A 25,096-nucleotide genomic window follows, 5' to 3' on the forward strand; every position below is an offset into this window, starting at 1 on the left:
TTTCCTTTAAACAGATGCGGTTAGTTGTCCAGCGGGATCAGCGCCAAAGCGCCCCGGCTGTAATCAGAAAGGTTTTGCCTGAAGCCATCAATCTGCGGATGGGGCAACGCCAGACGTAGCGTAATGCGATCCTGATAATGGCTCTGTTCAAGGCTGCCGTCAAAACGCTGCAGCAGGCGCTCTATATCGCTCAGTTGCGCATAGTCACACTGCAGGGTAAAACGTTGCATCGGCACTTTGCGCTGGCGCGCCAGCAGCTTCAGCCCCTGCTGCACGCCGCCACCGTAGGCTTTTACCAGCCCGCCGGTGCCCAGCATGATACCGCCATAATAGCGCACCACCACGGCGGTGATCTCGCCCACGCCGCTGCCCATCAGCTGCGCCAGCATCGGCTTACCGGCCGTGCCGGAGGGTTCGCCATCGTCAGAAAACCCCAGCTGTTGTGAATCATCGGGCGCGCCCGCCACCCAGGCCCAGCAGTGATGCCGCGCGGTCGGGTGTTCGTGCTTTACCTGCTGCACAAAGGCGCGCGCAGCGGCCACCCCATCGGTATGCGCCAGCAGGGTAATAAAGCGGCTCTTTTTGATGGTCTCCTCGCTGAGACTGACGGCCTCAGCGGGAATGTCGTAAGCGTCCATCAGGCCAGATGCAAGTCACGCGTCATGTTTTCGATGCGGCTGGCGTGAATCACCACATTATCCTCAATACGAATGCCCCCGTACGGCTTCAGGGCATCAATCGCCTGCCAGTCAAAGTGCTGACTAAACTTACCGCTGCGCAGCGGCGACAGCAGTGAATCGATAATATAGAAGCCCGGTTCAATGGTCAGCACCATGCCCGGCTGCAGCACCCGCGTACAGCGCAGATAAGGATACTGCGATGGCGCCGCCAGATGCGTGCCGCTGTCGTCCTGCATAAACCCGGCAACGTCGTGCACCTGCAGGCCCAGCGGATGGCCGAGGCCGTGCGGCATAAACGGTCCGGTGAGGTTTTCCGCCACCAGCGTCTCTTCGCTCAGCCCCTGCACCAGTTCAAACTTCAGCAGCAGACGCGCGATGCGCTGATGCATTTGCAGATGGTAATCGGTATAGCGCACGCCGGCTTTCAGCGTGGCGATCAGCGCCAGCTCTTCTTTATTCATCGCAGCAACCATTTCCGCGTAGCGCGTTTTGCTCTGCGCCGCGTAGCTGCGCGTCAGGTCTGCCGCATAGCCAAGATACTCTGCGCCGGCATCTATCAGGAAGCTGTGACGTTTCGCCGGCGGCTGATGGTCAAGCCGGGTGTAGTGCAGCACCGCAGCATGTTCATTCAGCGCGATGATATTGCCATACGGTACATCAATGTCACGGTGGCCGGTGGCGGTCAGATAGGCGAGATTGATATCAAACTCGCTCATGCCGGAGAAGAACGCCTCTTTCGCTGCGCGGTGGCCTGCCACCGCCAGCTTCTGCGCTTCGCGCATACAGGCCAGCTCATAATCCGTTTTGATGCTGCGATGATAATGCAGGAAGTCGATGACACCCTGAGGATTGATTCCTTCACTGCTGATGCCCAGTTGGGTAGCGCGGGACGGCACCGGGCCGATATAGGCCACATTGTCGCGCTGTGCCGGCAACAGCTGAGCGATATCGTCAGCGTTTTTCAGGCCGATGACCTCGACATCCTGGGTCCAGAAGCTGTCCGGCAGTGGCTCGACGTTGTGCCAGTAATCGACCGGCGAGTAGAACCACAGTTTGGGTTTATTCACGCCATCGATCCATAGCCAGCAGTTGGGCACCTGCGTCACCGGCACCCAGGCTTTAAACTGCGGATTCACCTTGAACGGATAGGTATGATCGTCAAGAAAAACGGTCAGCAACTCGCCTGAATGAATCAGCATGGCGTCCAGCTTAAAGCGCGCCAGCACCTGTTGCGCACGCTGCTGCAGCGTTGAGATATGCGCGTGATACAGGGTTTTCAGTGAATCCATGGACTTGTCTCCGATGTCGCGAAAGTGGCGGCAGTGTAGCACAGCCGCGCGGGGGATGCCGTGCTGCGCGCGCTGTGATCGCCGTATCAAATAAGCAAACTCTCGTTTGCAAAAAATTAACATGACACCCACACTCCTGATCATCTGGTATGACCAGATCACCTTTCGCGTTTCAGGAGACGGACATGCTCTACCAAGGCGATACCCTTTCAGTGCACTGGCTTGACGATGGCATCGCCGAGCTGGTTTTTGATGCGCCCGGTTCGGTGAACAAACTTGATACCAAAACCGTCGCCGCCTTAGGCGAGGCGCTGAGCGTACTGGAGCAGCAAAGCACGCTGCGCGGCCTGCTGCTCTCTTCCGCCAAACCGGCGTTTATTGTCGGGGCGGATATCACAGAATTCCTGTCGCTGTTTGATGCGCCCGCTGAGCAGCTTAGCCAGTGGCTGACATTCGCTAACAGCATCTTTAATCGTCTGGAAGATTTGCCGGTGCCAACCATCGCCGCCATCGACGGCTACGCGCTGGGCGGGGGCTGCGAGTGTGTGCTGGCGACCGACTTCCGCGTGGCCACGCCCACCGCGCGCATTGGCCTGCCGGAAACCAAACTCGGCATTATGCCGGGCTTCGGCGGCAGCGTGCGTCTGCCGCGCCTGCTCGGTGCCGATAGCGCGCTGGAGATCATCGCCGCCGGTAAAGATATTGATGGCGCGAGCGCGCTGAAGCTCGGTCTGGTGGATGCGGTGGTCAGCAGCGAGAAGCTGCGCAGCGCGGCGCTGACCATGCTGCAGGATGCCATAGCCCAGGGCAGCTGGCAGGCGCGTCGTGCGCCGAAGCTGGCACCGCTTAAGCTCAGTCCGATTGAAGCCGCGATGAGTTTTACCCTCGCCAAAAGCATGGTGCAGCAAACCGCCGGCAAACACTATCCGGCGCCGATCGCCGCGGTGCGAACCATCGAAGCGGCAGCGGGCTTAGGTCGTGATGATGCGCTGAAGCTGGAAACCGCTGCTTTTGTGCCGCTGGCGCAGAGCGATGTGGCACGCGCGCTGGTCGGCATCTTCCTCAATGACCAGTACGTAAAAGGCCTGGCGAAGAAACACAGCAGCGCGGCCGGCACGCCAGAGCAGGCGGCGGTACTGGGCGCAGGCATCATGGGCGGCGGGATCGCCTGGCAGTCGGCCTGGAAAGGCGTGCCGGTGAAGATGAAAGATATTAATCCGCAGGCGCTGACGCTGGGCATGAATGAAGCCAGCAAGCTGCTTAATAAGCAGCTGGAGCGCGGCAAAATCGACGGTACCAGGCTGGCGAGCGTGCTGGCGAGCATTCAGCCGACGCTGGATTACAGCGGCTTTGATCGCGCCGATGTGGTGGTCGAAGCGGTGGTCGAGAACCCGCAAATCAAAGCCAAAGTGCTGGCTGAAACCGAGCAGCAGCTGCGGGATGATGCCGTGCTGGCCTCGAATACCTCCACCATTCCAATCAGCCAGCTGGCGCAGGCGCTGCAGCGTCCGCAAAATTTCTGCGGCATGCACTTCTTCAATCCGGTGCCGCGTATGCCGCTGGTCGAAGTGATTCGCGGTGCGCAAACTTCTGAAGCCACCATCAGTAAAGTGGTGGCGTGGGCCAGCAAGATGGGCAAAACGCCGATTGTGGTGAATGACTGCCCCGGCTTCTTTGTGAACCGCGTACTGTTCCCCTACTTTGCCGCCTTCAGCCTGCTACTGCGCGACGGCGCGGACTTCCGCCAGATCGATAAAGTGATGGAGAAGCATTTTGGCTGGCCAATGGGGCCGGCGTGGCTGCTGGACGTGGTGGGCATTGATACCGCGCATCATGCACAACAGGTGATGGCGCAGGGCTTCCCGTCGCGGATGCAGAAAGATTACCGCGATGCCATTGATGTGCTGTTCGAAACCAAACGCTACGGCCAGAAAAATGGCCAGGGCTTTTACCGCTGGGAACAGGATAAAAAAGGCAAAGCGCAGAAGCGCGCCGATGCAGATGTCGATGCGCTGCTGGAGCCGGTATGTGAACCGAAGCGGGTATTCAGCGATGAAGAGATCGCCAACCGCATGATGCTGCCGATGCTCAACGAAGTGGTGCGCTGCCTCGAAGAAAACATCATCGCTTCCCCCGCCGAGGCGGATATGGCGCTGGTGTATGGCTTAGGCTTCCCGCCGTTCCGCGGTGGCGCGTTCCGCTATATGGACACGCTGGGCATCAGCAATGTCGTCGATCAGGCTAAACGCTACCTCGCGCTCGGCCCACTGTACGCGCTGCCTGAGCTGCTGGTTCAGAAAGCCCACCAGCATCAGAGCTGGTATCCCGTCGCCCAACCGATTGACGCAGCGGCGCTGCAAACTGCCTGAGGTAATGAACATGGAAAACGTAGTGATTGTTGATGCCGTGCGCACGCCGATGGGCCGTTCCAAAGGCGGCGCCTTTCGCCAGGTGCGCGCCGAGGATCTCTCCGCCCATCTGATGCGCGAACTCCTCAGCCGCAATCCGGCCGTCGATGCCGCCGCGCTGGATGACATTATCTGGGGCTGCGTGCAGCAGACGCTGGAACAGGGCTTTAATATCGCCCGCAACGCCGCGCTGCTGGCGGAGATCCCGCATCGCGTGCCGGCCAGCACCGTCAATCGCCTGTGCGGCTCGTCCATGCAGGCGCTGCACGATGCGGCGCGCGCGATTATGGTCGGCGATGCCCACAGCTGTCTGATTGGCGGCGTGGAACATATGGGCCACGTACCGATGAACCACGGCGTGGATTTTCATCCCGGCCTGGGGCGCACCGTGGCGAAAGCGGCGGGCATGATGGGGCTGACCGCCGAGATGCTGGCGCGCATGCACCACATCAGCCGTGAACAGCAGGATGCCTTCGCGCTGCGTTCACACCAGCGCGCTGCGGCCGCCACTCAGCGCGGTGATTTCAAACGCGAAATCGTGCCGACCTACGGCCACGATGCCGATGGCGTGCTGAAACGCTATGACAGCGATGAAGTGATTCGCGAAGACACCAGCCTTGAAGGCTTAGCCGCGCTGCGTCCGGCGTTCGATCCGGTCAACGGCACGGTTACCGCCGGCAGTTCGTCGGCGCTGTCCGACGGCGCGGCCGCCATGCTGATCATGAGCGAAAGCCGCGCGCGCGAACTGGGGCTGTCGCCGCGCGCACGCATCCGCAGCATGGCGGTGGTTGGCTGCGATCCGTCGATCATGGGTTACGGTCCGGTACCGGCCAGTAAGCTGGCGCTGAAGCGCGCCGGGCTGAGCGTGCAGGATATCGATCTGTTCGAGCTCAATGAAGCCTTCGCCGCGCAGACGCTGCCGTGCCTGAAAGATTTAGGGCTGCTGGAGCAGCTGGATGAGAAAGTGAACCTTAACGGCGGCGCAATCGCACTCGGGCATCCGCTGGGATGTTCCGGCGCTCGTATCAGCACGACGTTGCTGAATCTGATGGAGCGTCGCGATGCACAGTTTGGTCTGGCAACCATGTGCATTGGCTTAGGCCAGGGCATCGCGACGGTATTCGAACGGGTTTAATACGTTGACCACTACACTTGCACGTGTTCCCGCCCAACCGGGCGGGCTTTTTTTTGCAGCGGCACGTGCATGCGCACCGTGTCACGCATCAGATAAAGGCAAACGCATCGCCATACATCTGCGCTTCTAACGCACCACGTTCGGCACAGAAGCGCTCGCGGGCAATTTTTGCCATCTCAAACCGGCCAGCAATATAGATATCGTGTCCGCTCAGGCTGGCATAGTCCTGCATCACCGCGGTCAGCACCGTGCCGCTGCGCCCCTGCCAGTCCTCCGCCGGTTGTTCCACCACCGGAATCACTTTCAGGTTCGGATGCTTCACCGCCAGCGCATTGAGCTCATCCAGATCGTACAGATGTCTCAGCTCGCGGCCGCCCCAGTAGATAGCGATGTCGCGATCCGGCTGCTGCGCCAGCGCGGTCAGCAGAATCGAACGCGCATAGGAGAAGCCGGTGCCGCCGGCAATCAGCACAATCGGCCGCGCGCTGTCTTCACGCAGCCAGGCGTCGCCGTGCGGCATATCTACGGTGATCTGCCGATCGTTTTTGATGCGATCCATCACCGCCATGGCGTACAGGTTCAGTTCTGAGGCACCAATGTGCAGCTCAATGATGTCCTTTTCCATTGGCGTCGATGCCAGCGAAAATGGGCGCTTGTCGCGCTCATCCATCACCACCATCAGATACTGGCCGGCGCGGAAGCTAAAATCCGCCGCCGGAATTAACCGCACGCGGTAAACCGTGTCCGTAATTGCTTCAACCGAAGTCACTTTGCAGCTTAACGTCGTCATAGGTGCCCTTTTTTATGGTTCTCAGCCGCCATCAGCGCTGCGGCGGCTCGGCAAAGATCGCTAACTCATCCCAGATTGCATCAATACGCGCCGTAACCGCAGGATCTTTCACAATCGGCGTCCCCCATTCACGCTGGGTTTCACCCGGCCACTTGTTGGTGGCATCCAGTCCCATCTTCGAGCCAAGTCCGGAAACCGGCGAAGCGAAGTCGAGATAGTCAATTGGCGTGTTTTCTACCAGTACCGTATCACGCGCCGGATCCATCCGCGTGGTGATGGCCCAAATCACGTCGTTCCAGTCACGCGCGTTGACGTCATCGTCACACACAATCACAAACTTGGTGTACATAAACTGGCGCAGGAACGACCACACGCCGAACATCACGCGCTTGGCGTGACCGGCATACTGTTTTTTAATCGTCACTACCGCGAGGCGATAAGAGCAGCCTTCCGGCGGCAGATAGAAATCCACAATCTCCGGGAACTGTTTGATCAGAATCGGCACCAGCACTTCGTTCAGCGCCACACCCAGCACCGCAGGCTCGTCCGGCGGACGGCCGGTGTAGGTGGAGTGATAAATCGGGTTGCGCCGCTGGGTCACGTGCGTCACGGTAAATACCGGGAAGCTGTCTACTTCATTGTAGTAGCCGGTGTGATCGCCGTACGGCCCTTCCGGCGCCATGTCGCCCGGTTCGATGTAGCCTTCCAGCACGATTTCGGCGCTGGCCGGCACTTCCAGATCGTTCGAAACGCACTTCACCACCTCGGTTTTGTTGCCGCGCAGCAGACCGGCAAACGCATATTCCGATAGCGTATCCGGCACCGGCGTCACCGCGCCAAGAATGGTGGCCGGATCGGCGCCCAGCGCTACCGCCACCGGGAAGCGTTCACCGGGATGCGCTTTGCACCACTCCTGGAAATCCAGCGCGCCACCGCGATGCGACAGCCAGCGCATGATCACCCGATTTTTACCAATCACCTGCTGACGATAAATGCCGAGGTTCTGCCGCTCTTTGTGCGGTCCGCGCGAGACGGTTAATCCCCAGGTAATCAGCGGCGCCGCATCGCCCGGCCAGCATTTCATGACCGGGATGCGCGCCAGGTCGACCTCGTCACCGCTGAAAATCTCTTCCTGACACGGCGCATTACGCAGCCGTTTGGTCGGCATGTTCAGCACCTGTTTGAACTGCGGCATCTTATCGAACAGATCGCGGAACCCCTTCGGCGGCTCCGGCTCTTTCAGAAACGCCAGCAGCTTACCCACTTCGCGCAGCGCGCTGACCTCTTCCTGGCCCATACCCATTGCTACGCGCCTCGGCGTGCCAAACAGGTTGCACAGCACCGGCATGCTGTAGCCCTTCGGGTTTTCGAACAGCAGCGCCGGGCCACCGGCCCGCAGCGTGCGGTCGGCGATTTCGGTCATCTCGAGGACAGGATCGATCTCCTGAGTGATGCGCTTTAACTCGCCGCGCTGTTCCAGCAGCGCGAGAAAGTCTCGTAAATCCTGATATTTCATGCGGCGTTAGTCTTCCGGCCAGAGTGAAGCGTCATTATAAGTTTGTTCACGCCAGCGTGTTTGAGTTTCTGCGTCAGGCGGGCTGACAGGAAAACGGCACCAGCGACTGCAGGGCCAGCACATCGTGATAAGCGGCAATCGCTTCACCGTGACGGAACACTTTGAAATCTTCACCGCGCGCGCTGTAGTAGCGCAGACGGTTCTCACTGACGTGCAGGAAGCTGGCTTCACGCAGCGCAATCACCGACTCCTGCGGATTCACCGCGCAGAATTCGGCCAGACGCTCATCACGGGTTTCGCCCATATGGCCGCTGACGTGCGCATCAAGATAGTGAGGATTGATTTGCACCGGGAACAGCCCCAGCGCAGGCAGCACCACGCTGCTGCGTACCGGCATATCATTGGTGGTGCGAATCGACGGTGTCGCCACGTTGCAGCCCGCGCTCCAGCCAACGTAAGGGACGTCGCGCTCGCGCACTGCGCGCTGAATCGCCACGATCAGCCCCTGCTCGTGCAGCATCTGGTTCAGCAGCCAGGTATTGCCGCCGCTCACCAGAATCAGCTCCGCCTGCTCAATGGCCGCAACCGGTGTCTCGAACTCGTGTAACGTGCGCACCGGAATGCCCAGTGACTGAGACAACGCCTGCGCACGCTGGGCGTGATCGTCACGAATAATGGCGTAGGGCACCAGCACCGCCGAGGTGATGCCGCGCTGGGCAATCATCGCGTGCAGCTGCGGATGCGCATAGCTCAGCAGCGGCGCATCGTCGGCCACTTTGCCATTGCTCAGTAAAAACAGTTCCATCAGCCCGTCCTTTTTCTTCGTCTAATGGGTTGGCAGTCTGATACAGATGATCGCCAGACGTCAATTTTCTTGCTGAAAAGCGTTAGTTCGCCGCACCAATCGGAAAATTCGTAGAGATTTTTCTTCTGTGACCGGGTTTCCGGCCGCCGATGCGCTATAACTCTGACAACAGGTTTGTTATTCTTAGCGTCCATTATTTGGGAGCAGTTATGGAATCCTGGTACTTACTCTATTGCAAACGTGGTCAGCTGTTGCGCGCGAAGGAGCATCTTGAGCGGCAGGAGGTGAATTGCCTCAGCCCGATGATCGCTCTGGAGAAGATTGTGCGCGGCAAACGCACCACCGTGAGTGAGCCGCTGTTTCCCAACTATCTGTTTATCGAATTCGATCCGGAAGCGATTCACACCACCACCATCAGCAGCACGCGCGGCGTCAGCCACTTTGTGCGCTTTGGCGCCATGCCCGCGACGGTGCCGTATGAAGTGATCGAAGCGCTGCAAACCGATGCGCCGCAGATCCTGCTGGATCCGGAAACGCCGCAGGTCGGTGATGAAGTGCTGATCACCGACGGCACCTTTGAAGGGCTGCGCGCTATCTTTGCCGAGCCCGATGGTGAAACCCGCTCAATCCTGCTGCTTAACCTGCTGAATAAACAGGTGATGCGCAGCGTGGACAACAAGCAGTTCCGTAAGGTTTAAGCCAGCCTGAATAGCTGACGTGCATTGTGGTCGACGCGTGCCGCCAGTGCGTCTGGCTGTTCACCACGCCAGTGCGCCACCTGCTGAACGATATGCGGCAGAAAGCAGGGTTCGTTACGGCGCGAGGTCGGACGCGGACGCATATCGCGCGGCAGCAGATAGGGCGCGTCCGTCTCCAGCAGCAGACGATCTGCCGGAATCAGCGGCAGCATGTCACGCAGCGCCATTCCGCGCCGTTCATCGCACACCCAGCCGGTAATGCCCACCGATAAGCCCAGCGCCAGGCAGGCTTCCAGCTCGTCACGCGTGCCGGTAAAACAGTGCACCACCGCGCCCACCAGTTTCGGCAGCCACGGCTGCAGCACCGCCAGAAAACGTTCATGTGCCTCACGACAGTGTAAAAACACCGGCAGCTGCAGTTCCGCCGCCAGCTGGAGCTGCGCATCAAACGCGTACTCCTGCTGCTCGTGCGCGGAAAGGTTCCGGTTGAAGTCGAGCCCGCATTCACCAATCGCGACCACCTGCTCGCTGTCAGCCAGGCGGCGCAGCGTACTGGCGGTTTCCGCCGACCACTCGCTGGCATGATGCGGGTGCACGCCGGCGGTCGACCAGCAGTAGCCCGCGTGCCGGGTCGCCAGCTGACGCGCCTGCTGGCTCTCCAGGGCATTGGTGCCGGTAATTAACAGGCCGGTGACGCCTGCTTCGCGCGCGCGTTTTACCACCTGATCGCGATCTTTTGCGAATTGCGTGCTGGTCAGGTTTACACCGATATCAAACATGTTTGCTCCCCATTCCGTCTTAAAGCGACGGATAGAAAAACCGCCCGGCAGGCGGGCGGTTAAGATTCATCATCACCCCATCAGCGGGATGCCCTGCATAAAAGACATCAGGCGTCGGGGTTCTGTTCCTCATCGTCTGCCGCCTGACGTCCTTTACCCACATAGTAGCGGGAGAAGAATACGCCGACTTCAAACAGGCAGTACATCGGAATAGCGAGCAAAGTTTGCGAGAAAACGTCCGGCGGTGTGAGCAACATCCCAACCACAAACGCGCCGACCAGAATATACGGCCGTTTCTTTTTCAGATCGTCCGGGCTGGTAATGCCGGTCCAGCACAGCAGCACGATGGCAATCGGTACCTCAAACGCCACGCCAAACGCCATGAACAGCGTCATGACAAAGTCGAGGTAGTTGGTGATGTCCGTGGCGATGGTGACGCCCTGCGGCGCGGTTTTGGCGAAGAAGCCAAATGCCAGCGGGAACACAATGAAGTAGGCAAAGGCCACGCCGACGTAAAACAGCAGCGTACTGGAGAACAGCAGCGGCATCACCAGGCGGCGCTCATGGCGATACAGCGCGGGGGCGACAAACGCCCAGACCTGATAAAGAATCACCGGCACCGCAAGAAACACCGACACAATGATGGTCAGTTTGATCGGCGTAAAGAACGGTGAGGCCACGTCCGTGGCGATCATGCTGGCACCGGCGGGCATCTGGCTAATCAGCGGCGCTGCCACCGCGTGATAGATGTCGTTGGCGAAGTAAACCAGACACAGGAAGATAACAAACACCGCGATGATGCAGTTCAGCAGACGCTTGCGCAGCTCAATCAGGTGGCTGATGAGCGGTTGGGTATCTTCAACGGCCATGTTTATCGTTCATCTTTTACGGGAGGAGTGGTCGCAGGCGCGACGGAATCGGTGTGGCTGGTGGCTGGTGCAGGCTGCGGCGCCTGCGCCGGGGCGCTGGCCTGATGCGCCGCGCTGGCCGGCGTCACAACGCTGTGCGGCTCAGCGGGCTGCGGTGCGGCAGCGGGCTGTGGCGCAGCAGCGGGCGGCTGATGAATGGTGTTGGCTTCATCTTCCGCTTTTTCGATATCGATGCTCTGCTGCACCGAGCGCTTCATGGAGTCCGCGGTTTTACGCAGCTCTTCCATGGATTGCTTCAGCTCCGGCGACAGCGTGCCACGTCCTGCCTCTTCGACCTTTTTCAGGCTGTCCTGCAGCTCCTGCAGTTTCAGCTCCTGGGCCAGTTCGTTCTGCACATTAGCAGCCAGCGAGCGAATGGCCCGGATCCAGCCAACAACGGTTTTCACCGCAACCGGTAAGCGCTGCGGGCCCAGTACAATCAGCCCGATCACGAACACCAATACCAGTTCACTAAAACCAATATCGAACACAGTTTTACCTTACTTGTCCCGGGCGTCGTCTTTGCTCGCCGGGGTGTGCTGTTTGTCTGCCAGTTTGGCGTTGAAGTCAGCGTCCTGCTCTTTCGGTTGATCCTTTTTATCGTCTTCATCGCTCATGGCTTTTTTGAAGCCGCGAATGGAAGAGCCTAAATCCGAACCCAGGTTACGAAGCTTATTGGTACCGAACAGAAGTACAACAATGACGGCAATGATTAACAATTGCCAAATACTGATACCGCCCATGAGATATGCCTCTAATATTCTGTGAAAAACGGTTAACTGTAACGCACAGAAAGTCCGTTTTTACCCGGACTTAAGCCTGCGACATTACGCGATTTGCACCAGGCAGACAATCAGTTTGTCTTGCGCCAGCCGATGAGCCAGGTGACGATGCCGGCGGCCATTAACAGTGCCGGGAAGAAGTCCCAGTCAGGCCGGCTCAACAGCACCGCGGTGCCACTTAATAACAGTGTAGCCCCGACGCCAAACAGATAACGTGCCTGATGATGCCGGGTGCGCTGCGCGTTTAAATCGGTGACGAGTTTATCGACACTGTGCTGCAATAACTTGTGCTGGCGCATACTGTCGTAAAAAAGCTCCGGCAGCTCCGGCAGTTTCTCCGCCCAGAACGGCGCCTTCTCTTTCACCGCCCGCAGGATGGCCGGAATGCCAATCTGATCCTTAATCCAGTCCTCCAGGAACGGCTTGGCGGTTTTCCACAGATCGAGCTGCGGATAGAGCTGACGGCCGATGCCCTCGATGTACAGCAGGGTCTTCTGCAGCAGCACCAGCTGCGGCTGCACTTCCATATTGAAACGGCGCGCGGTGTTGAACAGATTGAGCAGCACGTGACCAAAGGAGATTTCCGCCAGCGGCTTTTCGAAAATCGGCTCGCACACGGTGCGGATCGCGAACTCAAAATCTTCCACGTTGGTATCCGGCGGTACCCAGCCCGAGTCGACATGCAGCTCGGCCACTTTGCGGTAGTCGCGGTTGAAGAAGGCGATGAAATTTTCCGCCAGGTAGCGCTTATCTTCTTTGTTCAGCGAGCCAACGATGCCGCAGTCAATGCCGATATACTGCGGATCTTCCGGATGCTCGTAGCTGACGAAGATGTTGCCGGGATGCATATCGGCGTGGAAGAAGCTGTCGCGGAACACCTGGGTGAAGAACACCTGCACGCCGCGTTCGGCCAGCAGCTTCATGTTGACGCCGTGCTGCTCCAGCGTGGCAACGTCGGAGATAGGAATGCCGTAAATGCGCTCCATCACCAGCATGGTTTCGCTGCAGTAGTCGGAGAACACTTCCGGCACGTACAGCATGCGGCTCTGGTCAAAGTTGCGGCGCAGCTGAATCGCATTGGCAGCTTCACGCAGCAGATTGAGTTCATCAATCAGCGTTTTTTCGTAGTCGCGCACCACTTCCATCGGACGCAGACGGCGACCGTCCGGCAGCAGACGTGGCACCCAGCGCGCCAGGCGGTAAATCAGCTTCATGTCAGCTTTGATCACCGGCAGGATATCCGGGCGAATCACTTTGATCACCACTTCGCGGCCGTTGGATTTCAGTGTCGCGGTATGCACCTGGGCAATCGAAGCGGATGCCAGCGGTTTGATATCGAAGTCGTCGAACCAGGTTTCCACCGGGCCGCCAATCGAACGCTCAATCTGAGCTTTGGCTTTCACGCCGTCGAACGGCGCCACGCGGTCCTGCAAAATCGCCAGCTCATCGGCAATTTTCGGCGGGAACAGGTCGCGGCGCGTCGAGAGCATCTGACCGAACTTGATCCAAACCGGACCGAGCTGCTCCATGGCCAGACGCAGACGGATGCCCATCTCGGCTTCTTTGTGCCGGTTGGGGATCCAGAAAACACAGCGCCGCCACAGCCGCAGCGGCAGCGTAATGCGCATATGCGGAATCAGTTCATCCAGCCCGTAGGTCAGAAAAACTTTGATAATGAAATATAAGCGCCGAATTTCTCCCAGCGTCATTTCGCCTCCAGCTGTGCCAAACGCGCCTCAAACGCATTAAGCGCACGTTCCATCGCTTCTACCTCCTCACAAAACCACGCCTGCTCCAGCGCCCCCGGTGCCACGCGCCACTCTTCGGTCAGCACCTGCCCCAGATAATCCTGACGGCGGGTGACCTGCTGTTTGAGCTGGGCCAGCGCACGCTGAGCGGCCTGGCTGATGCCCTGTGCCGCAATGTCGCCCACCCACGGCGCGAGATATTCGGCCGGGTCGAGTTCAGCCAGATCCATCAGCGCGGAGAATTGCTGTACCACCTGCAGATCGCCTTCCACGTCCAGCTCACCGCTGCGAATCAGGCTGGTCAGCTGCTGACGATCGCGCAGCTTAGGCAGCGTGCTGAAACGCAGGCTGACGCTGCAGTCGCTGCGGTCCTGCCAGTCACTCAGCACATCCAGCTGGTTTTCACTGAACACCAGCACCAGCGGAAAATCCAGCTCCTGCAGGCGCAGCAGCAGGACTTTGCCGGCCAGACGCTGGCGTGCGGTTTTCAGGCTGCGATCGCGGTACAACACACGGTTCAGGGCGGTCTCAAGACCGCCGGTGATGAGAGGGGTAAAAGTCATGATTAATCAGAACTTAAAGCCACGATGCAGCGCCACAATGCCGCCGGTCATGTTGTAGTAGCTGGTATTTTCAAAGCCAGCGTCGTTCATCATCGCCTTCAGGGTTTCCTGATCCGGATGCATACGAATCGACTCCGCCAGGTAGCGATAGCTCTCCGCGTCTTTTGCCACCAGCTGGCCGATGCGCGGCAGAATGTGGAAAGAGTAAGTGTCGTAGGCTTTGCTCAGCGGATCGAAAACCGGTTTAGAGAACTCCAGCACCAGCAGACGGCCGCCCGGCTTGAGCACGCGGAACATCGACGCCAGCGCCTTCTCTTTTTCGGTCACGTTACGCAGGCCGAAGGAGATGGTGATGCAGTCGAAATAGTTATCCGGGAACGGCAGCGCTTCTGCGTTAGCCTGCACGTAGCTGACGTTGCCGGTTACGCCGAGATTGCGCAGCTTTTCGCGTCCCATCTTCAGCATTGAGCTGTTGATGTCCGCCAGCACCACCTGACCGGTTTCACCGACCAGGCGCGAGAATTTTGCCGTCAGATCGCCGGTACCGCCGGCCAGATCCAGGACGCGCTGACCGCGGCGCACGCCGCTGCTGTCGATGGTAAAACGCTTCCAGACGCGATGGATGCCGAACGACATCAGATCGTTCATCAGGTCATATTTCGCCGCGACGGAGTGAAACACGTCCGCGACTTTATCGGCCTTTTCACTTTTGGCGACGGTCTGAAAGCCAAAATGGGTAGTTTCCTGCTGTGATTCATCTGCCATCGGTTTTACCTGTTCCACAAACAATACTTCCCGAAGTGTATCAGAGTCGGGCGATCCGAGCACGCCACCGGCGTGTTATTCGTTGATGCGGCGCAGGGAAGCGGCGGAAGAATCTGCCGCATTTTCAGCGGGCTCGCTGTCATCGGCCCATGTATCATCCGCCGCGTCGGGCTGCGCCTGCTCTGCCAGTTGCGGGTTGATGGGCCGTTTGATCTCCACGCCAAGCGCACGAAACGACTCACTCTGGGCGATCAGATTGCCGCGCCCCTGCGCCAGCTTTTTCATCGCCAGCTGATAACTCTGCTGCGCTTTGTCGAGGCTATGCCCGATGCCGCTCATGTCATCGACAAACAGCCGCATCTTGTCGTACAAGCGCGCAGCGCGGTCGGCGATGCGCTGGGCATTACGGCTCTGATGCTCATAGCGCCACAGATTATTGATGGTGCGCAGCGCCACCAGCAGCGTGGTCGGGCTGACCAGCATAATGTTTTGCTGCAGCGCTTCGCTGATCAACTCCGGCTGACGATCGATCGCCAGCAGAAACGCCGGTTCGACCGGAATAAACATCAGCACATAATCCAGCGAGCGTAAACCGGGCAATTGTTGATAATCTTTACGCCCCAGTAGCCGGATATGGCCGCGCACCGCGTTGATGTGCTCCTGAATCGCCTGTTCGCGCGTCAGCTCGTCGTCGGCGTTGAAGTAGCGCTCATAGGCAATCAGCGTCATTTTGGCGTCAATTACCACATCTTTACCCTGCGGCAGACGCACAATCACATCCGGTTGCATACGGCCCTGCTGCTCCAGCTGCACACTGACCTGGGTCTGGTACTCGTAGCCTTCGCGCAGGCCTGAGGCCTCCAGCACCCGGCTGAGCACCACTTCGCCCCAGTTGCCCTGAATTTTATTGTCGCCCTTCAGCGCTTTGGTGAGGTTGATCGCTTCCTGCGCCATCTGCGCGTTGAGCTGCTGCAACTGGCGAATTTCGTGCGCCAGCGTGTGGCGTTCACGCGCTTCCTGGCCGAAGCTATCGTTGACCTGGCGACGGAAGCCATCCAGCTGTTCGCGCAGCGGGCCGATCAGGCTGTTGAGGCTCTGCCGGTTCTGCTCGTCGACGCGTTTTCCGCTGTTTTCGAAGATTCGGTTGGCGAGGTTTTCAAACTGCGCACTCAGGCGCTGTTCGCTGTTGGTCAGCAGACGCTGCTTCTCCTCAGCGGCGAAACGCGTCTCTTCTAATCGAATGGTGACTTCCCGCAGTTCGGCTTCCTGCGCGCTGTTAACTTCCAGCTGATTACGCAACTCGCGGCTGAGCTGTTCACTCTCGGCCCGCCAGTAATCCAGCTGCTGCAGGCGCTCCTGCGCGCCGCTTAGCGTGCCGTGTAGCTGGCGCAGCTCCTGTTCGCGCTGCTGCAGTTGCTGTTGCAGCTGTTCCAGCTGCTGCTGCTGACGCTGCTGCGCCTGTTCCAGCAGGCGGCGTTCGGTGGTGAAGCTGGCGTGCTGATGGCCGGCGCGCAGCTGGGCAATAATCCAGCCAATGCCCAAACCGGCCAGCGCCAGCGCGCCGCTGATGATAAGTTGCTGATCCATAATCCCCCCGCGGATCGTCTCGCTGAGGAGAAGGTAGAGCGCCACTGTATGAATGTCCAGAACATTCATGGCAACCCGCGGATTTTATCGCGGGCGCGATGGGCACCGTCCGGGCAACTACAGGGCGCGTACGGTCAGGTCGCCGGCTTTCCAGGCGTCAATCAGGAAAAACGGCATCGGCAGCACCCATTCGCTGTCGCTTTTCACCTTCGCCGGATAGCACCAGCTGTTGCCGCCGTAAGTCAGCTCCACCTGCTGCTGGCCATTTTCGGCGTTGGCCACTTTGCCGGCCATGCTGGCGAAACCGGCATTGCTGCCGACGTGGAAGCTGTCGGTCTGCCAGCGAATCGGCGCATGCGCCGGCCACGGCTGCGCGTGGTGGAAGTGAAAGATATCGTCGTGATTGAGGATGCTGTCGCGCACCGTCGGCCACAGCGCTACCTTGAGGAAGTACTGGTCGGTAAAGCGCTCGCTGCCGTCATACTGCGCGATAAAGTCGCGCATCTGCTGCTCTACGTTGTGAAACACGCCGTGACAGCCGCCCCACATACCGGCCAGTAACAGCTCGGTGTGCGAGTAATAATCGCGCATGTGGTGGAACCAGAATGGCGAAGCCAGCCAGGCGTCGACGGCCGCTACTTCGCGCTCTGACAGCAGCGAATCCGCATCCCGTACGATGTAGCGTTTTACGCTGGCATCGTCCATCACCAGAAAGCGCCACAGCGTAGGGAAAATGGTTTTCTCCTGCGACATATCAACCAGCTGGGTGTTTGGCTGGGTCAGGCGCTGCCACACGTGCTGCGGCACACTATCGTCGAGATAGATGCGGCACATCCAGTCCGGATAGAGCTCGCGCGCCACCTCAACGTTTTTAATCAGGGTTTCGCAATAGCGCGGCTGACCGCCATACAGGCTGAAGGAGATGATATTTTCTGCCGGATTGCTGCGGTTAATCGGCGCAGGCGCCGGTGCGGGAAAAGTCGCTTTCGCGCCCTGACTGAAACGCATGTCAGATTGGGTGAGCGATTCCAGTCCATAACGCGCCACTTCATCTGTCTTATCCAGCCAGCCACACACTTCCGTCAGGCCATCCAGCCAGGTTTCCGACGCCTGCGCGCGCTGCGCCGCCGGTGCCTGATAGATTTTCTGGTAAATCTTGTAGGATTTTTTATGTTCGCCGACGCGCATCAGCGTCAGCGCGTAGTCGCTGAGCACCTGCATCTGGTTAGGCATGACGCGCAGCACTTCTTCGCAGCACTGGCGCGCCAGAGGATAATCTGACGCGGCCATTGCCTGACGAAACCGCGCGGCGGCACTCTCAACGCGGGCCTGCATTGCAGCAGGGCGGCTGGTAAAACCCGGACGTGGGACAGAGATCGTTTTGCGCATAGGAAATTTCTCAGAATCGGCTGAAATTGCGCGCATTCTAATCAGGCAATTGCTGAGCTCCCTATAAGCCTGGTCTCGAAATCATTCCCTGACTGGCGCGCTAAAGTAAGCGACGCGCGGCATCCACCACAATTTTCACCGCATCGCTTTCTGTCTGCTTCATAGTGGCCGCATCCGGGATCTCTTTTTGCGTGCGATTCACGATGACGCCAGCCACCATGCCGGCACGCAGTCCCTGACTGGCGCACATGGTTAACAGTGTAGCGGATTCCATTTCATAGTTAAGTACGCCCATTTGCTGCCACTCTTTCATCGAGCCCTGGAAGCGGCTCACTACGCGTCCGGAGAAGGTGTCGTAGCGCTCCTGGCCAGGATAGAAGGTGTCTGACGAGGCAGTGACACCAATATGCGTGGTCGCACCGCAGGCTTCTGCCGCGGCCACCAGCGCGGTGGTGCAGGCGAAATCAGCCACCGCCGGGAATTCCATCGGCGCAAAGTGCAGGCTGGCACCGTCCAGACGGACCGAGGCGGTGGTCACCAGCACATCACCCACGTTGATGTGTGGCTGAATCGCGCCGGTGGTACCCACACGCAGGAAGGTACGCACGCCCAGCTGCGCCAGCTCTTCAACGGCGATAGAGGTGGACGGACCGCCGATGCCGGTGGAACAGACGACCACCGCTTTGCCGTCGATCTCCGCCAGCCAGGTGGTGAATTCACGATGCGACGCGAGGTGCTGTGGATTCTCCATCAGCGCTGCGATTTTCTTCACGCGCTCCGGATCGCCAGGAACAATCGCCAGCGTGGCTCCTTTCAAATCGGCTTTGGTGATGCCAAGGTGGAAAACGTCAGACTGGGCCATATCAGACTCCTGGAAGATAAGGGGGAATAAGCGCGCCACTTTACGTCAGCGGCCCGGATAAATATGTGACTGAATTCACTATCAATAATGAAAGTTACATTGAACTAAATATATTGTGTGACTCTAATCACATATTAGCGGTCTGCTGCGCTGAATTGCTACAAGCGGTGCTGTGTAACCGTAAAAGGCAGTGTTAATAGAGAAGCAGATCAGGTTAACCATCCCCCGTACCCTACGCCAGCCTTGCCGTAAGGCCAGGCTATAGTTACGTGATTGCGCACTTGCTAGCACGGAGAGAACCATGAAAACCGAAGACAATATGGCACAAAAATCCGCCACCGACGGCTTTGCGCCAGCGGTGCAGCCCACCGCAGCCAGCACCATCATTACCGCCAGCGATGCCATTCACGCGGGCGAGACGTCCGTGCCGAGCCAGGGTGAGAACCTGCCGGCTTATTATGCTCGTCCGCAACAGTTTAGCGGCACGCTGCCGGTCGTGCTGGTGGTGCAGGAAATTTTCGGCGTGCACGAGCACATCCGCGATCTGTGCCGCCGTCTGGCACTGGAAGGCTATCTCGCCGTGGCGCCGGAGCTCTATTTCCGCGAAGGCGATCCCAACGATTACAACGATATCCCTACCCTGTTCAAAGAGCTGGTGAGCAAAGTGCCGGATTCGCAGGTACTGTCGGATCTCGACCACGTGGCCAACTGGGCGGCGCGCCACGGCGGCGATATCCGTCGTCTGGCGATCACCGGTTTCTGCTGGGGCGGTCGCATCAGCTGGTTGTTTGCCGCCCATAATCCGCAGGTGCGCGCCGCCGCCGCCTGGTACGGTCGCCTGGAGGGCGAGAAAACGCTGAAGCAGCAGAAACATCCTATTGATATTGCAGTGGATTTGAATGCACCGGTGCTGGGACTGTACGGTGGCCAGGATGAAAGCATTCCACTGGAGAGTATCGATAAGATGCGCCAGGCCCTGCACGCGGCCAATGCCAAAGCCGAGATTGTGGTGTATCCGGAAGCTGGTCACGCCTTCAACGCCGACTATCGTCCGAGCTACCACGCCGATTCCGCACAGGATGGCTGGCAGCGCATGCTGGCGTGGTTTAAGCAGTATGGCGTCGCGCCGAACGCAGAATAAAAAAGGGGCGCCAGCGCGCCCCAACTCAACAACACAACGTATTATCCTGCCATCAAACGGTTTCGGCGCGCAGCTTCTGCGCCGCTTTCACCATGTTGGCCAGCGCCTGACGCGTTTCACTCCAGCCACGCGTTTTCAGGCCGCAGTCCGGGTTCACCCACAGACGCTGCTGCGGAATACTCTGCGCCGCTTTGCGCAGCAGATCTTCCATCCATTCCACGCTCGGTACGTTGGGTGAGTGGATGTCATACACGCCCGGCCCGATTTCGTTCGGATACTCAAACGCTTTAAACGCATCCAGCAGATCCATATCAGAACGTGAGGTTTCGATAGTGATCACGTCGGCGTCCAGCGCGGCAATCGAATCCATGATGTCGTTGAACTCGCAATAACACATGTGGGTGTGAATCTGCGTCTCGTCCTGCGCCACCGCAGCGTTGAGGCGGAACGCGTCCACCGCCCAGCGCAGGTAGGCTGCCCAGTCAGACTGATGCAGCGGCAAGCCTTCACGCAGCGCCGGTTCGTCAATCTGAATGATGCCGATACCGGCTTTTTCCAGGTCCTGCACTTCGTCGCGCAGCGCCAGCGCAATCTGTTTTGCGATGGTTTCGCGCGTCACGTCCTCCCGCGGGAACGACCAGCACAGGATGGTGACCGGTCCGGTCAGCATGCCCTTCACCGGTTTGTCGGTCAGCGACTGCGCATACTTTGCCCACTCGACGGTGATCGGCTGCGGGCGGCTGACGTCCCCGATGATCACCGGCGGCTTAACACAGCGCGAGCCGTAGCTCTGTACCCAGCCGTTCTGCGTGAAAACAAAGCCGTCGAGGTTTTCGCCGAAGTACTCCACCATGTCGTTACGCTCGGCTTCGCCGTGCACCAGCACATCAAGCCCCAGACGCTCCTGCTCCGCAATCGCCTGCCGGATGTGTTCCGCGATACCGGTGCGGTAGTGGCCGCCGTCAATGTTGCCTTTTTTGAAGTCGAGGCGCAGGCCGCGAATCTCGGTCGTCTGCGGGAAAGAACCGATGGTAGTGGTGGGCCACGCTGGCAGGTTAAAGCGCTGACGCTGCGCCTGAGCACGCACGGTGTAGCTGCTGTTGCGCTCAGTGTCTCTGGCCTGGATTTGCGCCAGACGCTGCGCCACGGCGGGGTTGTGCACGCGAGCAGAGTTTGCCCGGGCGCGAATCGGCGCGCTCCAGGCGTGCAGCGCAGCGGCATCGTGCTGGTTCAGCGCCTGACTCAGCAGCGACAGCTCCGTACACTTCTGTAACGCAAAGGCGAACCAGCTTTTTACCTCGTCGTCGAGGCGGGTTTCCACGCTCAGATCAATGGGGCTGTGCAGCAGCGAACAGGAGGAACCGATCCACAGCTGCTGACGCTGGCCGGTCAGCGGCTGCAGGCGCTCAAACCAGCGGGTGAGATCGGCGCGCCAGACGTTACGACCATTGATTACCCCCAGCGACAGCAGCCAGTCCGCCGGGATCTGCTGGTTGAGCTGCTGGAGATCGTCTTTGCCGTGCACCAGATCAACATGCAGGCCCTGCACCGGCAGCGTTTTGATGACATCAAGATTCTGACCAATGCTGTCGAAGTAGGTGGTCAGCAGCAGTTTCACTTCGCCCTGTAGCGCGTCGTACGCCGGTTTAAACGCCTCGCGCCACGCCTGCGGCAGCTCCAGCGCCAGCGCCGGCTCATCAATCTGCACCCATTCGATGCCGCGCTGACGCAGTTCTGCCAGCACCTGACGGTACACCGGCAGAATGGCCTGCAGCAGCGACAGGCGGTCAAAGGCGTCACCTTTCACCTTACCCAGCCACAAATAGGTCACCGGCCCCAGCAGCACCGGTTTGATGGTGTGGCCGAGCGCCAGCGCTTCATCCACCTCGTCCAGCAGCTGCGTCCAGCTGAGACGGAACTGCTGACCCTGGGTAAATTCCGGCACGATATAGTGATAGTTGGTGTTAAACCATTTGGTCATCTCTGCTGCCGCCGCAGGTTCGCCGCTGGGCGCCCGACCGCGGCCGATGCGGAACAGGGTGTCGAGGTCAATCGAGCCGTCTTTATTCTGGTGCCGTGCCGGTACGTTACCGAGCAGCAGACTGGTGGTCAGTACGTGATCGTACCAGGCAAAATCGCCGACCGGCAGCAGATCAACACCGGCGTCTTTCTGCTGCTGCCAGTGACGGGCGCGCAGTTCACGACCCACCGCCAGCAGTTCGTCCTGTGAGCTGTTCCCGGCCCAGTAGCTTTCCTGCGCTTTTTTCAGTTCGCGGCGCAGTCCGACGCGAGGGAAACCGAGAGTATGGTTCAGAATGGTCATGTGAGATTCTCCAGAAGTTGTTCGCTGTGCGACAGTCGCAGCAACCGATTTACGTTCATCCAGCGGGCAATCCTGCCGTGCGCTGAGCGTGTTAGCTGGACAAAGGTAAAGTGGCCGTCGCGTCTGCCTGAGATGTTTAGCCGTCCAGATGTTTACACCGCTATAATCTGCGGGTACTGTATGTGTCTCAAGCGCAATTTGTTCAATCTCGATGTGAAGGACTCTCATGATCGAACTCAAACACCTGCGGACGCTGCAGGCGTTACGGCACACCGGCTCGCTGGCTGCCGCCGCCGCCCAGCTTCATCAGACGCAATCGGCGTTGTCTCACCAGTTCAGCGACCTGGAACAGCGGCTGGGCTTCCGGCTGTTCGTGCGTAAGAGCCAGCCGCTCCGTTTTACGCCGCAGGGAGAGATTCTGTTGCAGCTGGCGGAGCAGATTCTGCCGCAGATCCAGCAGGCGCTGCAGGCCTGTCATGAGCCGCATCAGACCACGTTGCGCATCGCTATCGAATGCCACAGCTGCATCCAGTGGCTGACGCCGGCCCTGAACAATTTCCGTCAGAGCTGGCCGCAGGTAGTGATGGACTTCAAATCCGGCGTGACCTTTGATCCGCAGCCGGCGCTGCAGCAGGGCGAACTGGACGTGGTGCTGACGTCCGATATTCTGCCGCGCAGCGGTTTGTTCTATGCGCCGATGTTTGATTTTGAGGTGCGGCTGGTGCTGGCGCCGGATCACCGTCTGGCGCAGCTGGCCCACATCACGCCGGAAGATTTGGCCGATGAGGTGCTGATGATCTATCCGGTACAGCGTCAGCGGCTGGACGTGTGGCGTAACTTCTTACAGCCAGCCGGCGTCAGCCCGGCGCTGAAGAGCGTGGATAATACGCTATTGCTGATCCAGATGGTGTCGGCCGGCATGGGCATTGCCGCGCTGCCGCACTGGGTGGTAGAGAGCTTTGAGCACCAGGGGCTGGTGGTGACGCGCACGCTGGGCGACGGATTGTGGAGCCGTTTATACGCGGCGATGCGCGACGGCGAGCAGCGGCAGCCGGTGCTGGAGGCCTTTGTGCGCTTTGCCCGTCAGCACGCTTGCGAGCACCTGCCTTACGTGCGCGATGCCTCGCGCCCCGGCTCCCTGCAGCCGGTCTCGTCCTGATGCCGCGGGCGGCCAATGTCGCCCGTGCTGTTATCCCTGCCCTGCCTGCTCTATAATGCGCCGCCTTAACCGCTACCGGAGAGTTTCACCATGACCAATAACGATGTGCTGCGCAGCGTGCGCTATATGCTGGATTTGAGCGACAGCAAAGTGGTGGAGATTTTTGCGCTGGCGGGCAGTGAAGTACCGCGTGAAGATGTGCAGGCGTGGCTGAAGAAAGATGACGATGAGGCGTTTCGTAAACTGCCGGATGTGCTGATGGGTTACTTCCTCAACGGTCTGATTTTCTACCGTCGCGGCAAAAGCGAAGACGCACCGGCCCCGTCGGTTGAGCGCCGCATGAACAATAATATCTTTCTCAAGAAGTTACGCATCGCCTTCGCGCTGAAAACCACCGATATCCCGGATATCTTATTGAAGGCTAACTTCAAGGTGTCACAGGCTGAGATCGGTGCGATTTTCCGTAACCCGGATCATAAAAATTATCGCGAGTGCGGTGACCAGATTCTGCGTAACTTCCTGAAAGGCTTAACGCTGATTCAGCGGCCATCGACACCCGCGAAAAAAAGCTAAGCGCCTGAATCGCCGCTTTTGGCCGTGTGTCCCAGTACCCAGCGTTTATGCACGTACAGGGAAGCAAAAATCACTATCGCCCCGGCGATAAAGCTCGGCCAGTGCGGCTTCTCCTGCCAGATCGCCAGGTTAACCAGTAATCCTGCCGGCACGTGCATATTGTTCATAATGCCCAGCGTCCCGGCATCGACCTGGGTCGCGCCGTAGTTCCACATGAAGTAACCCAGCCCGGACGCGACCACGCCCAGCCACACCAGCACGCCCCACTGCAGCGTGGTGGTCGGCAGCTTGTGCGGATTGCCCCAGATGCACCAGGCGATCACCGCGATCAGCACTGCGCCGAGATAGAACCACGAGAACGCGGTGTGCTGCGGCATCGGGCGCACTTCCTGCAGGCGCTTATAGCCCACCATGCCAATCGCAAAGCAAATGTTAGCCGCCTGCACCAGCAGCAGTCCGAACCAGAAATCATCGCTGACTTTGTCGTAGCGGATAATGGCCGCACCGAGCACCGCCAGCAGCGCGCTAAAGGCATAGCCAATGCGCAGCGGGCGCTTGCTGAGCAGGTCATAAATCAGCGTGACATACAGCGGCGTCATCACCGTAAACAGCAGGAATTCCGGCACGCTGAGATAGAGATAAGCCTCGAAGCTGATCAGATACATGATGCCTAATTGCAGCATGCCCACCAGAATATAGAGCAGCAACGTTGAAGCGCGGTAACCGCGCCAGCGCAGAAACGGCAGAAAGACCAGCGCCGCCAGGCCTAAACGCATCAGCACCGAGAACCAGGTATCCACCTGCCCCGCCAGATACTCCCCGATTAAACTAAAAGAAAAAGCCCACAGAATGGTGGTAACGATCAGCAACAGCACGGTTATGCATCCTAAAGTTCAACACTGGCGCTAGTGTAAACAAACTACAGCGCGCTGGCGGGATAATCTGGTTGACATGTGATGAAATTAAACACGATCGCATCTTCGCTGCCCGGTCAGCAGGCACGTGTTCGCATGGCGGGTTGACCGATGGGCGGCGATTTTTATGAGGCAGCGCGCCGTTTTCTCTGACACAAATGCGCGAAATCCAACATTTACTGGTTTATATCGCTCTTTATTGTCATAAAACTGTAACATATGTGTCACACGTCACAGTAACTGCGCGTAACCATCACTATTCTGTGCGCGAAATGGAAAGGT

The 25,096-nt window shown here is 59.0% G+C and carries 23 protein-coding genes; 6 read left to right on the forward strand and 17 right to left on the reverse strand.

Translation table 11 applies throughout. From position 1 onward, the window contains the following. Positions 1–20 precede the first annotated feature (20 nt). A complete protein-coding gene (locus tag AC6I8P_RS18260) occupies positions 21–638 on the reverse strand; it encodes an IMPACT family protein (protein ID WP_211727054.1) in 618 nt (205 codons plus the stop codon). Further along, on the reverse strand, positions 638–1,969 hold the full coding sequence (pepQ, locus tag AC6I8P_RS18265; protein WP_498030855.1) for a Xaa-Pro dipeptidase: 1,332 nt from the start codon (positions 1,967–1,969) through the stop codon (positions 638–640). Before pepQ ends, AC6I8P_RS18260 begins: the two co-directional genes overlap by 1 nt. 185 nt (positions 1,970–2,154) lie before the next feature. Here pepQ and fadB point away from each other — a divergent pair, with 185 nt between their 5' ends. Continuing rightward, positions 2,155–4,338, forward strand: a complete 2,184-nt coding sequence (gene fadB, locus AC6I8P_RS18270; protein ID WP_498030856.1) for a fatty acid oxidation complex subunit alpha FadB — start codon at positions 2,155–2,157, stop codon at positions 4,336–4,338. Between the two features lie 10 nt (positions 4,339–4,348). Then, complete coding sequence (gene fadA / locus AC6I8P_RS18275; protein ID WP_031279606.1) at positions 4,349–5,512, forward strand: acetyl-CoA C-acyltransferase FadA; 1,164 nt, start codon at positions 4,349–4,351, stop codon at positions 5,510–5,512. A gap of 88 nt (positions 5,513–5,600) precedes the next feature. Here fadA and fre read toward each other — a convergent pair whose 3' ends face one another. The 3 genes from fre to pepE form a co-directional block, all read right to left on the reverse strand. Beyond that, entirely contained in the window at positions 5,601–6,302 is a 702-nt protein-coding gene (gene fre / locus AC6I8P_RS18280) for an NAD(P)H-flavin reductase (protein ID WP_021506940.1), read from the reverse strand. Positions 6,303–6,333: 31 nt separating this feature from the next. Further along, a complete protein-coding gene (gene ubiD / locus AC6I8P_RS18285) occupies positions 6,334–7,818 on the reverse strand; it encodes a 4-hydroxy-3-polyprenylbenzoate decarboxylase (RefSeq protein ID WP_498030857.1) in 1,485 nt (494 codons plus the stop codon). A gap of 73 nt (positions 7,819–7,891) precedes the next feature. After that, entirely contained in the window at positions 7,892–8,623 is a 732-nt protein-coding gene (pepE, locus tag AC6I8P_RS18290) for a dipeptidase PepE (protein WP_275026857.1), read from the reverse strand. 209 nt (positions 8,624–8,832) lie between these two features. Between pepE and rfaH the strand changes: the two genes are divergently transcribed. Then, entirely contained in the window at positions 8,833–9,321 is a 489-nt protein-coding gene (gene rfaH / locus AC6I8P_RS18295) for a transcription/translation regulatory transformer protein RfaH (protein WP_031279607.1), read from the forward strand. On the opposite strand, the gene tatD is transcribed toward rfaH, so the two are convergent. The 10 genes from tatD to udp all read right to left on the reverse strand — a co-directional run bounded on the left by tatD (position 9,318) and on the right by udp (position 18,704). Then, the gene (gene tatD / locus AC6I8P_RS18300) at positions 9,318–10,100 is read right to left on the reverse strand and encodes a 3'-5' ssDNA/RNA exonuclease TatD (protein ID WP_058758125.1); all 783 of its coding nucleotides are present in this window, start codon (positions 10,098–10,100) and stop codon (positions 9,318–9,320) included. The genes rfaH and tatD overlap by 4 nt on opposite strands. A 107-nt stretch (positions 10,101–10,207) precedes the next feature. Next, positions 10,208–10,969, reverse strand: coding sequence for a Sec-independent protein translocase subunit TatC (gene tatC / locus AC6I8P_RS18305; protein ID WP_021506945.1), 762 nt, complete (start codon positions 10,967–10,969; stop codon positions 10,208–10,210). A 2-nt stretch (positions 10,970–10,971) separates the two neighbouring features. Beyond that, the gene (tatB, locus tag AC6I8P_RS18310) at positions 10,972–11,499 is read right to left on the reverse strand and encodes a Sec-independent protein translocase protein TatB (RefSeq protein ID WP_021506946.1); all 528 of its coding nucleotides are present in this window, start codon (positions 11,497–11,499) and stop codon (positions 10,972–10,974) included. 9 nt (positions 11,500–11,508) lie between these two features. After that, positions 11,509–11,751 carry a Sec-independent protein translocase subunit TatA gene (gene tatA / locus AC6I8P_RS18315; RefSeq protein ID WP_166712307.1) on the reverse strand — a complete coding sequence of 81 codons (243 nt, stop codon included), beginning with the start codon at positions 11,749–11,751 and terminating at the stop codon, positions 11,509–11,511. 110 nt (positions 11,752–11,861) lie between these two features. Further along, complete coding sequence (gene ubiB / locus AC6I8P_RS18320) at positions 11,862–13,499, reverse strand: ubiquinone biosynthesis regulatory protein kinase UbiB (protein ID WP_021506947.1); 1,638 nt, start codon at positions 13,497–13,499, stop codon at positions 11,862–11,864. Next, positions 13,496–14,101 carry a ubiquinone biosynthesis protein UbiJ gene (ubiJ, locus tag AC6I8P_RS18325; protein WP_058771077.1) on the reverse strand — a complete coding sequence of 202 codons (606 nt, stop codon included), beginning with the start codon at positions 14,099–14,101 and terminating at the stop codon, positions 13,496–13,498. Before ubiJ ends, ubiB begins: the two co-directional genes overlap by 4 nt. Before the next feature lie 6 nt (positions 14,102–14,107). Next, the gene (ubiE, locus tag AC6I8P_RS18330; RefSeq protein WP_021506949.1) at positions 14,108–14,866 is read right to left on the reverse strand and encodes a bifunctional demethylmenaquinone methyltransferase/2-methoxy-6-polyprenyl-1,4-benzoquinol methylase UbiE; all 759 of its coding nucleotides are present in this window, start codon (positions 14,864–14,866) and stop codon (positions 14,108–14,110) included. 75 nt (positions 14,867–14,941) lie between these two features. Further along, positions 14,942–16,453, reverse strand: coding sequence for a DNA recombination protein RmuC (gene rmuC, locus AC6I8P_RS18335; RefSeq protein ID WP_021506950.1), 1,512 nt, complete (start codon positions 16,451–16,453; stop codon positions 14,942–14,944). Between the two features lie 117 nt (positions 16,454–16,570). Continuing rightward, positions 16,571–17,842 (reverse strand): tetratricopeptide repeat protein, encoded by a 1,272-nt coding sequence (locus AC6I8P_RS18340; protein WP_031279608.1) that lies wholly within the window; start codon positions 17,840–17,842, stop codon positions 16,571–16,573. Positions 17,843–17,942: 100 nt separating this feature from the next. After that, complete coding sequence (gene udp / locus AC6I8P_RS18345; RefSeq protein ID WP_241798936.1) at positions 17,943–18,704, reverse strand: uridine phosphorylase; 762 nt, start codon at positions 18,702–18,704, stop codon at positions 17,943–17,945. 301 nt (positions 18,705–19,005) lie between these two features. Here udp and AC6I8P_RS18350 point away from each other — a divergent pair, with 301 nt between their 5' ends. Next, positions 19,006–19,845, forward strand: coding sequence for a dienelactone hydrolase family protein (locus tag AC6I8P_RS18350; RefSeq protein WP_021506953.1), 840 nt, complete (start codon positions 19,006–19,008; stop codon positions 19,843–19,845). Between the two features lie 52 nt (positions 19,846–19,897). Here the strand turns inward: AC6I8P_RS18350 and metE are convergent, their stop codons facing one another. Then, complete coding sequence (gene metE, locus AC6I8P_RS18355; RefSeq protein ID WP_125310331.1) at positions 19,898–22,168, reverse strand: 5-methyltetrahydropteroyltriglutamate--homocysteine S-methyltransferase; 2,271 nt, start codon at positions 22,166–22,168, stop codon at positions 19,898–19,900. Positions 22,169–22,394: 226 nt separating this feature from the next. Between metE and metR the strand changes: the two genes are divergently transcribed. Together metR and AC6I8P_RS18365 are read left to right on the forward strand one after the other, a co-directional pair. Then, entirely contained in the window at positions 22,395–23,327 is a 933-nt protein-coding gene (gene metR / locus AC6I8P_RS18360; protein WP_021506955.1) for an HTH-type transcriptional regulator MetR, read from the forward strand. Between the two features lie 90 nt (positions 23,328–23,417). Beyond that, positions 23,418–23,900: a YehS family protein gene (locus AC6I8P_RS18365; RefSeq protein ID WP_021506956.1), complete on the forward strand. Its 483-nt coding sequence runs from the start codon at positions 23,418–23,420 to the stop codon at positions 23,898–23,900. Here the strand turns inward: AC6I8P_RS18365 and AC6I8P_RS18370 are convergent. Beyond that, positions 23,897–24,775 (reverse strand): carboxylate/amino acid/amine transporter, encoded by an 879-nt coding sequence (locus AC6I8P_RS18370; protein WP_421040096.1) that lies wholly within the window; start codon positions 24,773–24,775, stop codon positions 23,897–23,899. The genes AC6I8P_RS18365 and AC6I8P_RS18370 overlap by 4 nt on opposite strands. Positions 24,776–25,096: the final 321 nt, after the last annotated feature.

It is taken from the genome of gamma proteobacterium symbiont of Lampromicra miyakona, assembly GCF_059730895.1.

Coding starts and splice junctions, on each gene's coding strand:
- AC6I8P_RS18260 (WP_211727054.1), bottom strand. CDS start 638: ATGGACGCTTACGACATTCCCGCTGAGGCCGTCAGTCTCAGCGAGGAG.
- pepQ (WP_498030855.1), bottom strand. CDS start 1,969: ATGGATTCACTGAAAACCCTGTATCACGCGCATATCTCAACGCTGCAG.
- fadB (WP_498030856.1), top strand. CDS start 2,155: ATGCTCTACCAAGGCGATACCCTTTCAGTGCACTGGCTTGACGATGGC.
- fadA (WP_031279606.1), top strand. CDS start 4,349: ATGGAAAACGTAGTGATTGTTGATGCCGTGCGCACGCCGATGGGCCGT.
- fre (WP_021506940.1), bottom strand. CDS start 6,302: ATGACGACGTTAAGCTGCAAAGTGACTTCGGTTGAAGCAATTACGGAC.
- ubiD (WP_498030857.1), bottom strand. CDS start 7,818: ATGAAATATCAGGATTTACGAGACTTTCTCGCGCTGCTGGAACAGCGC.
- pepE (WP_275026857.1), bottom strand. CDS start 8,623: ATGGAACTGTTTTTACTGAGCAATGGCAAAGTGGCCGACGATGCGCCG.
- rfaH (WP_031279607.1), top strand. CDS start 8,833: ATGGAATCCTGGTACTTACTCTATTGCAAACGTGGTCAGCTGTTGCGC.
- tatD (WP_058758125.1), bottom strand. CDS start 10,100: ATGTTTGATATCGGTGTAAACCTGACCAGCACGCAATTCGCAAAAGAT.
- tatC (WP_021506945.1), bottom strand. CDS start 10,969: ATGGCCGTTGAAGATACCCAACCGCTCATCAGCCACCTGATTGAGCTG.
- tatA (WP_166712307.1), bottom strand. CDS start 11,751: ATGGGCGGTATCAGTATTTGGCAATTGTTAATCATTGCCGTCATTGTT.
- ubiB (WP_021506947.1), bottom strand. CDS start 13,499: ATGACGCTGGGAGAAATTCGGCGCTTATATTTCATTATCAAAGTTTTT.
- ubiJ (WP_058771077.1), bottom strand. CDS start 14,101: ATGACTTTTACCCCTCTCATCACCGGCGGTCTTGAGACCGCCCTGAAC.
- ubiE (WP_021506949.1), bottom strand. CDS start 14,866: ATGGCAGATGAATCACAGCAGGAAACTACCCATTTTGGCTTTCAGACC.
- rmuC (WP_021506950.1), bottom strand. CDS start 16,453: ATGGATCAGCAACTTATCATCAGCGGCGCGCTGGCGCTGGCCGGTTTG.
- AC6I8P_RS18340 (WP_031279608.1), bottom strand. CDS start 17,842: ATGCGCAAAACGATCTCTGTCCCACGTCCGGGTTTTACCAGCCGCCCT.
- udp (WP_241798936.1), bottom strand. CDS start 18,704: ATGGCCCAGTCTGACGTTTTCCACCTTGGCATCACCAAAGCCGATTTG.
- AC6I8P_RS18350 (WP_021506953.1), top strand. CDS start 19,006: ATGAAAACCGAAGACAATATGGCACAAAAATCCGCCACCGACGGCTTT.
- metE (WP_125310331.1), bottom strand. CDS start 22,168: ATGACCATTCTGAACCATACTCTCGGTTTCCCTCGCGTCGGACTGCGC.
- metR (WP_021506955.1), top strand. CDS start 22,395: ATGATCGAACTCAAACACCTGCGGACGCTGCAGGCGTTACGGCACACC.
- AC6I8P_RS18365 (WP_021506956.1), top strand. CDS start 23,418: ATGACCAATAACGATGTGCTGCGCAGCGTGCGCTATATGCTGGATTTG.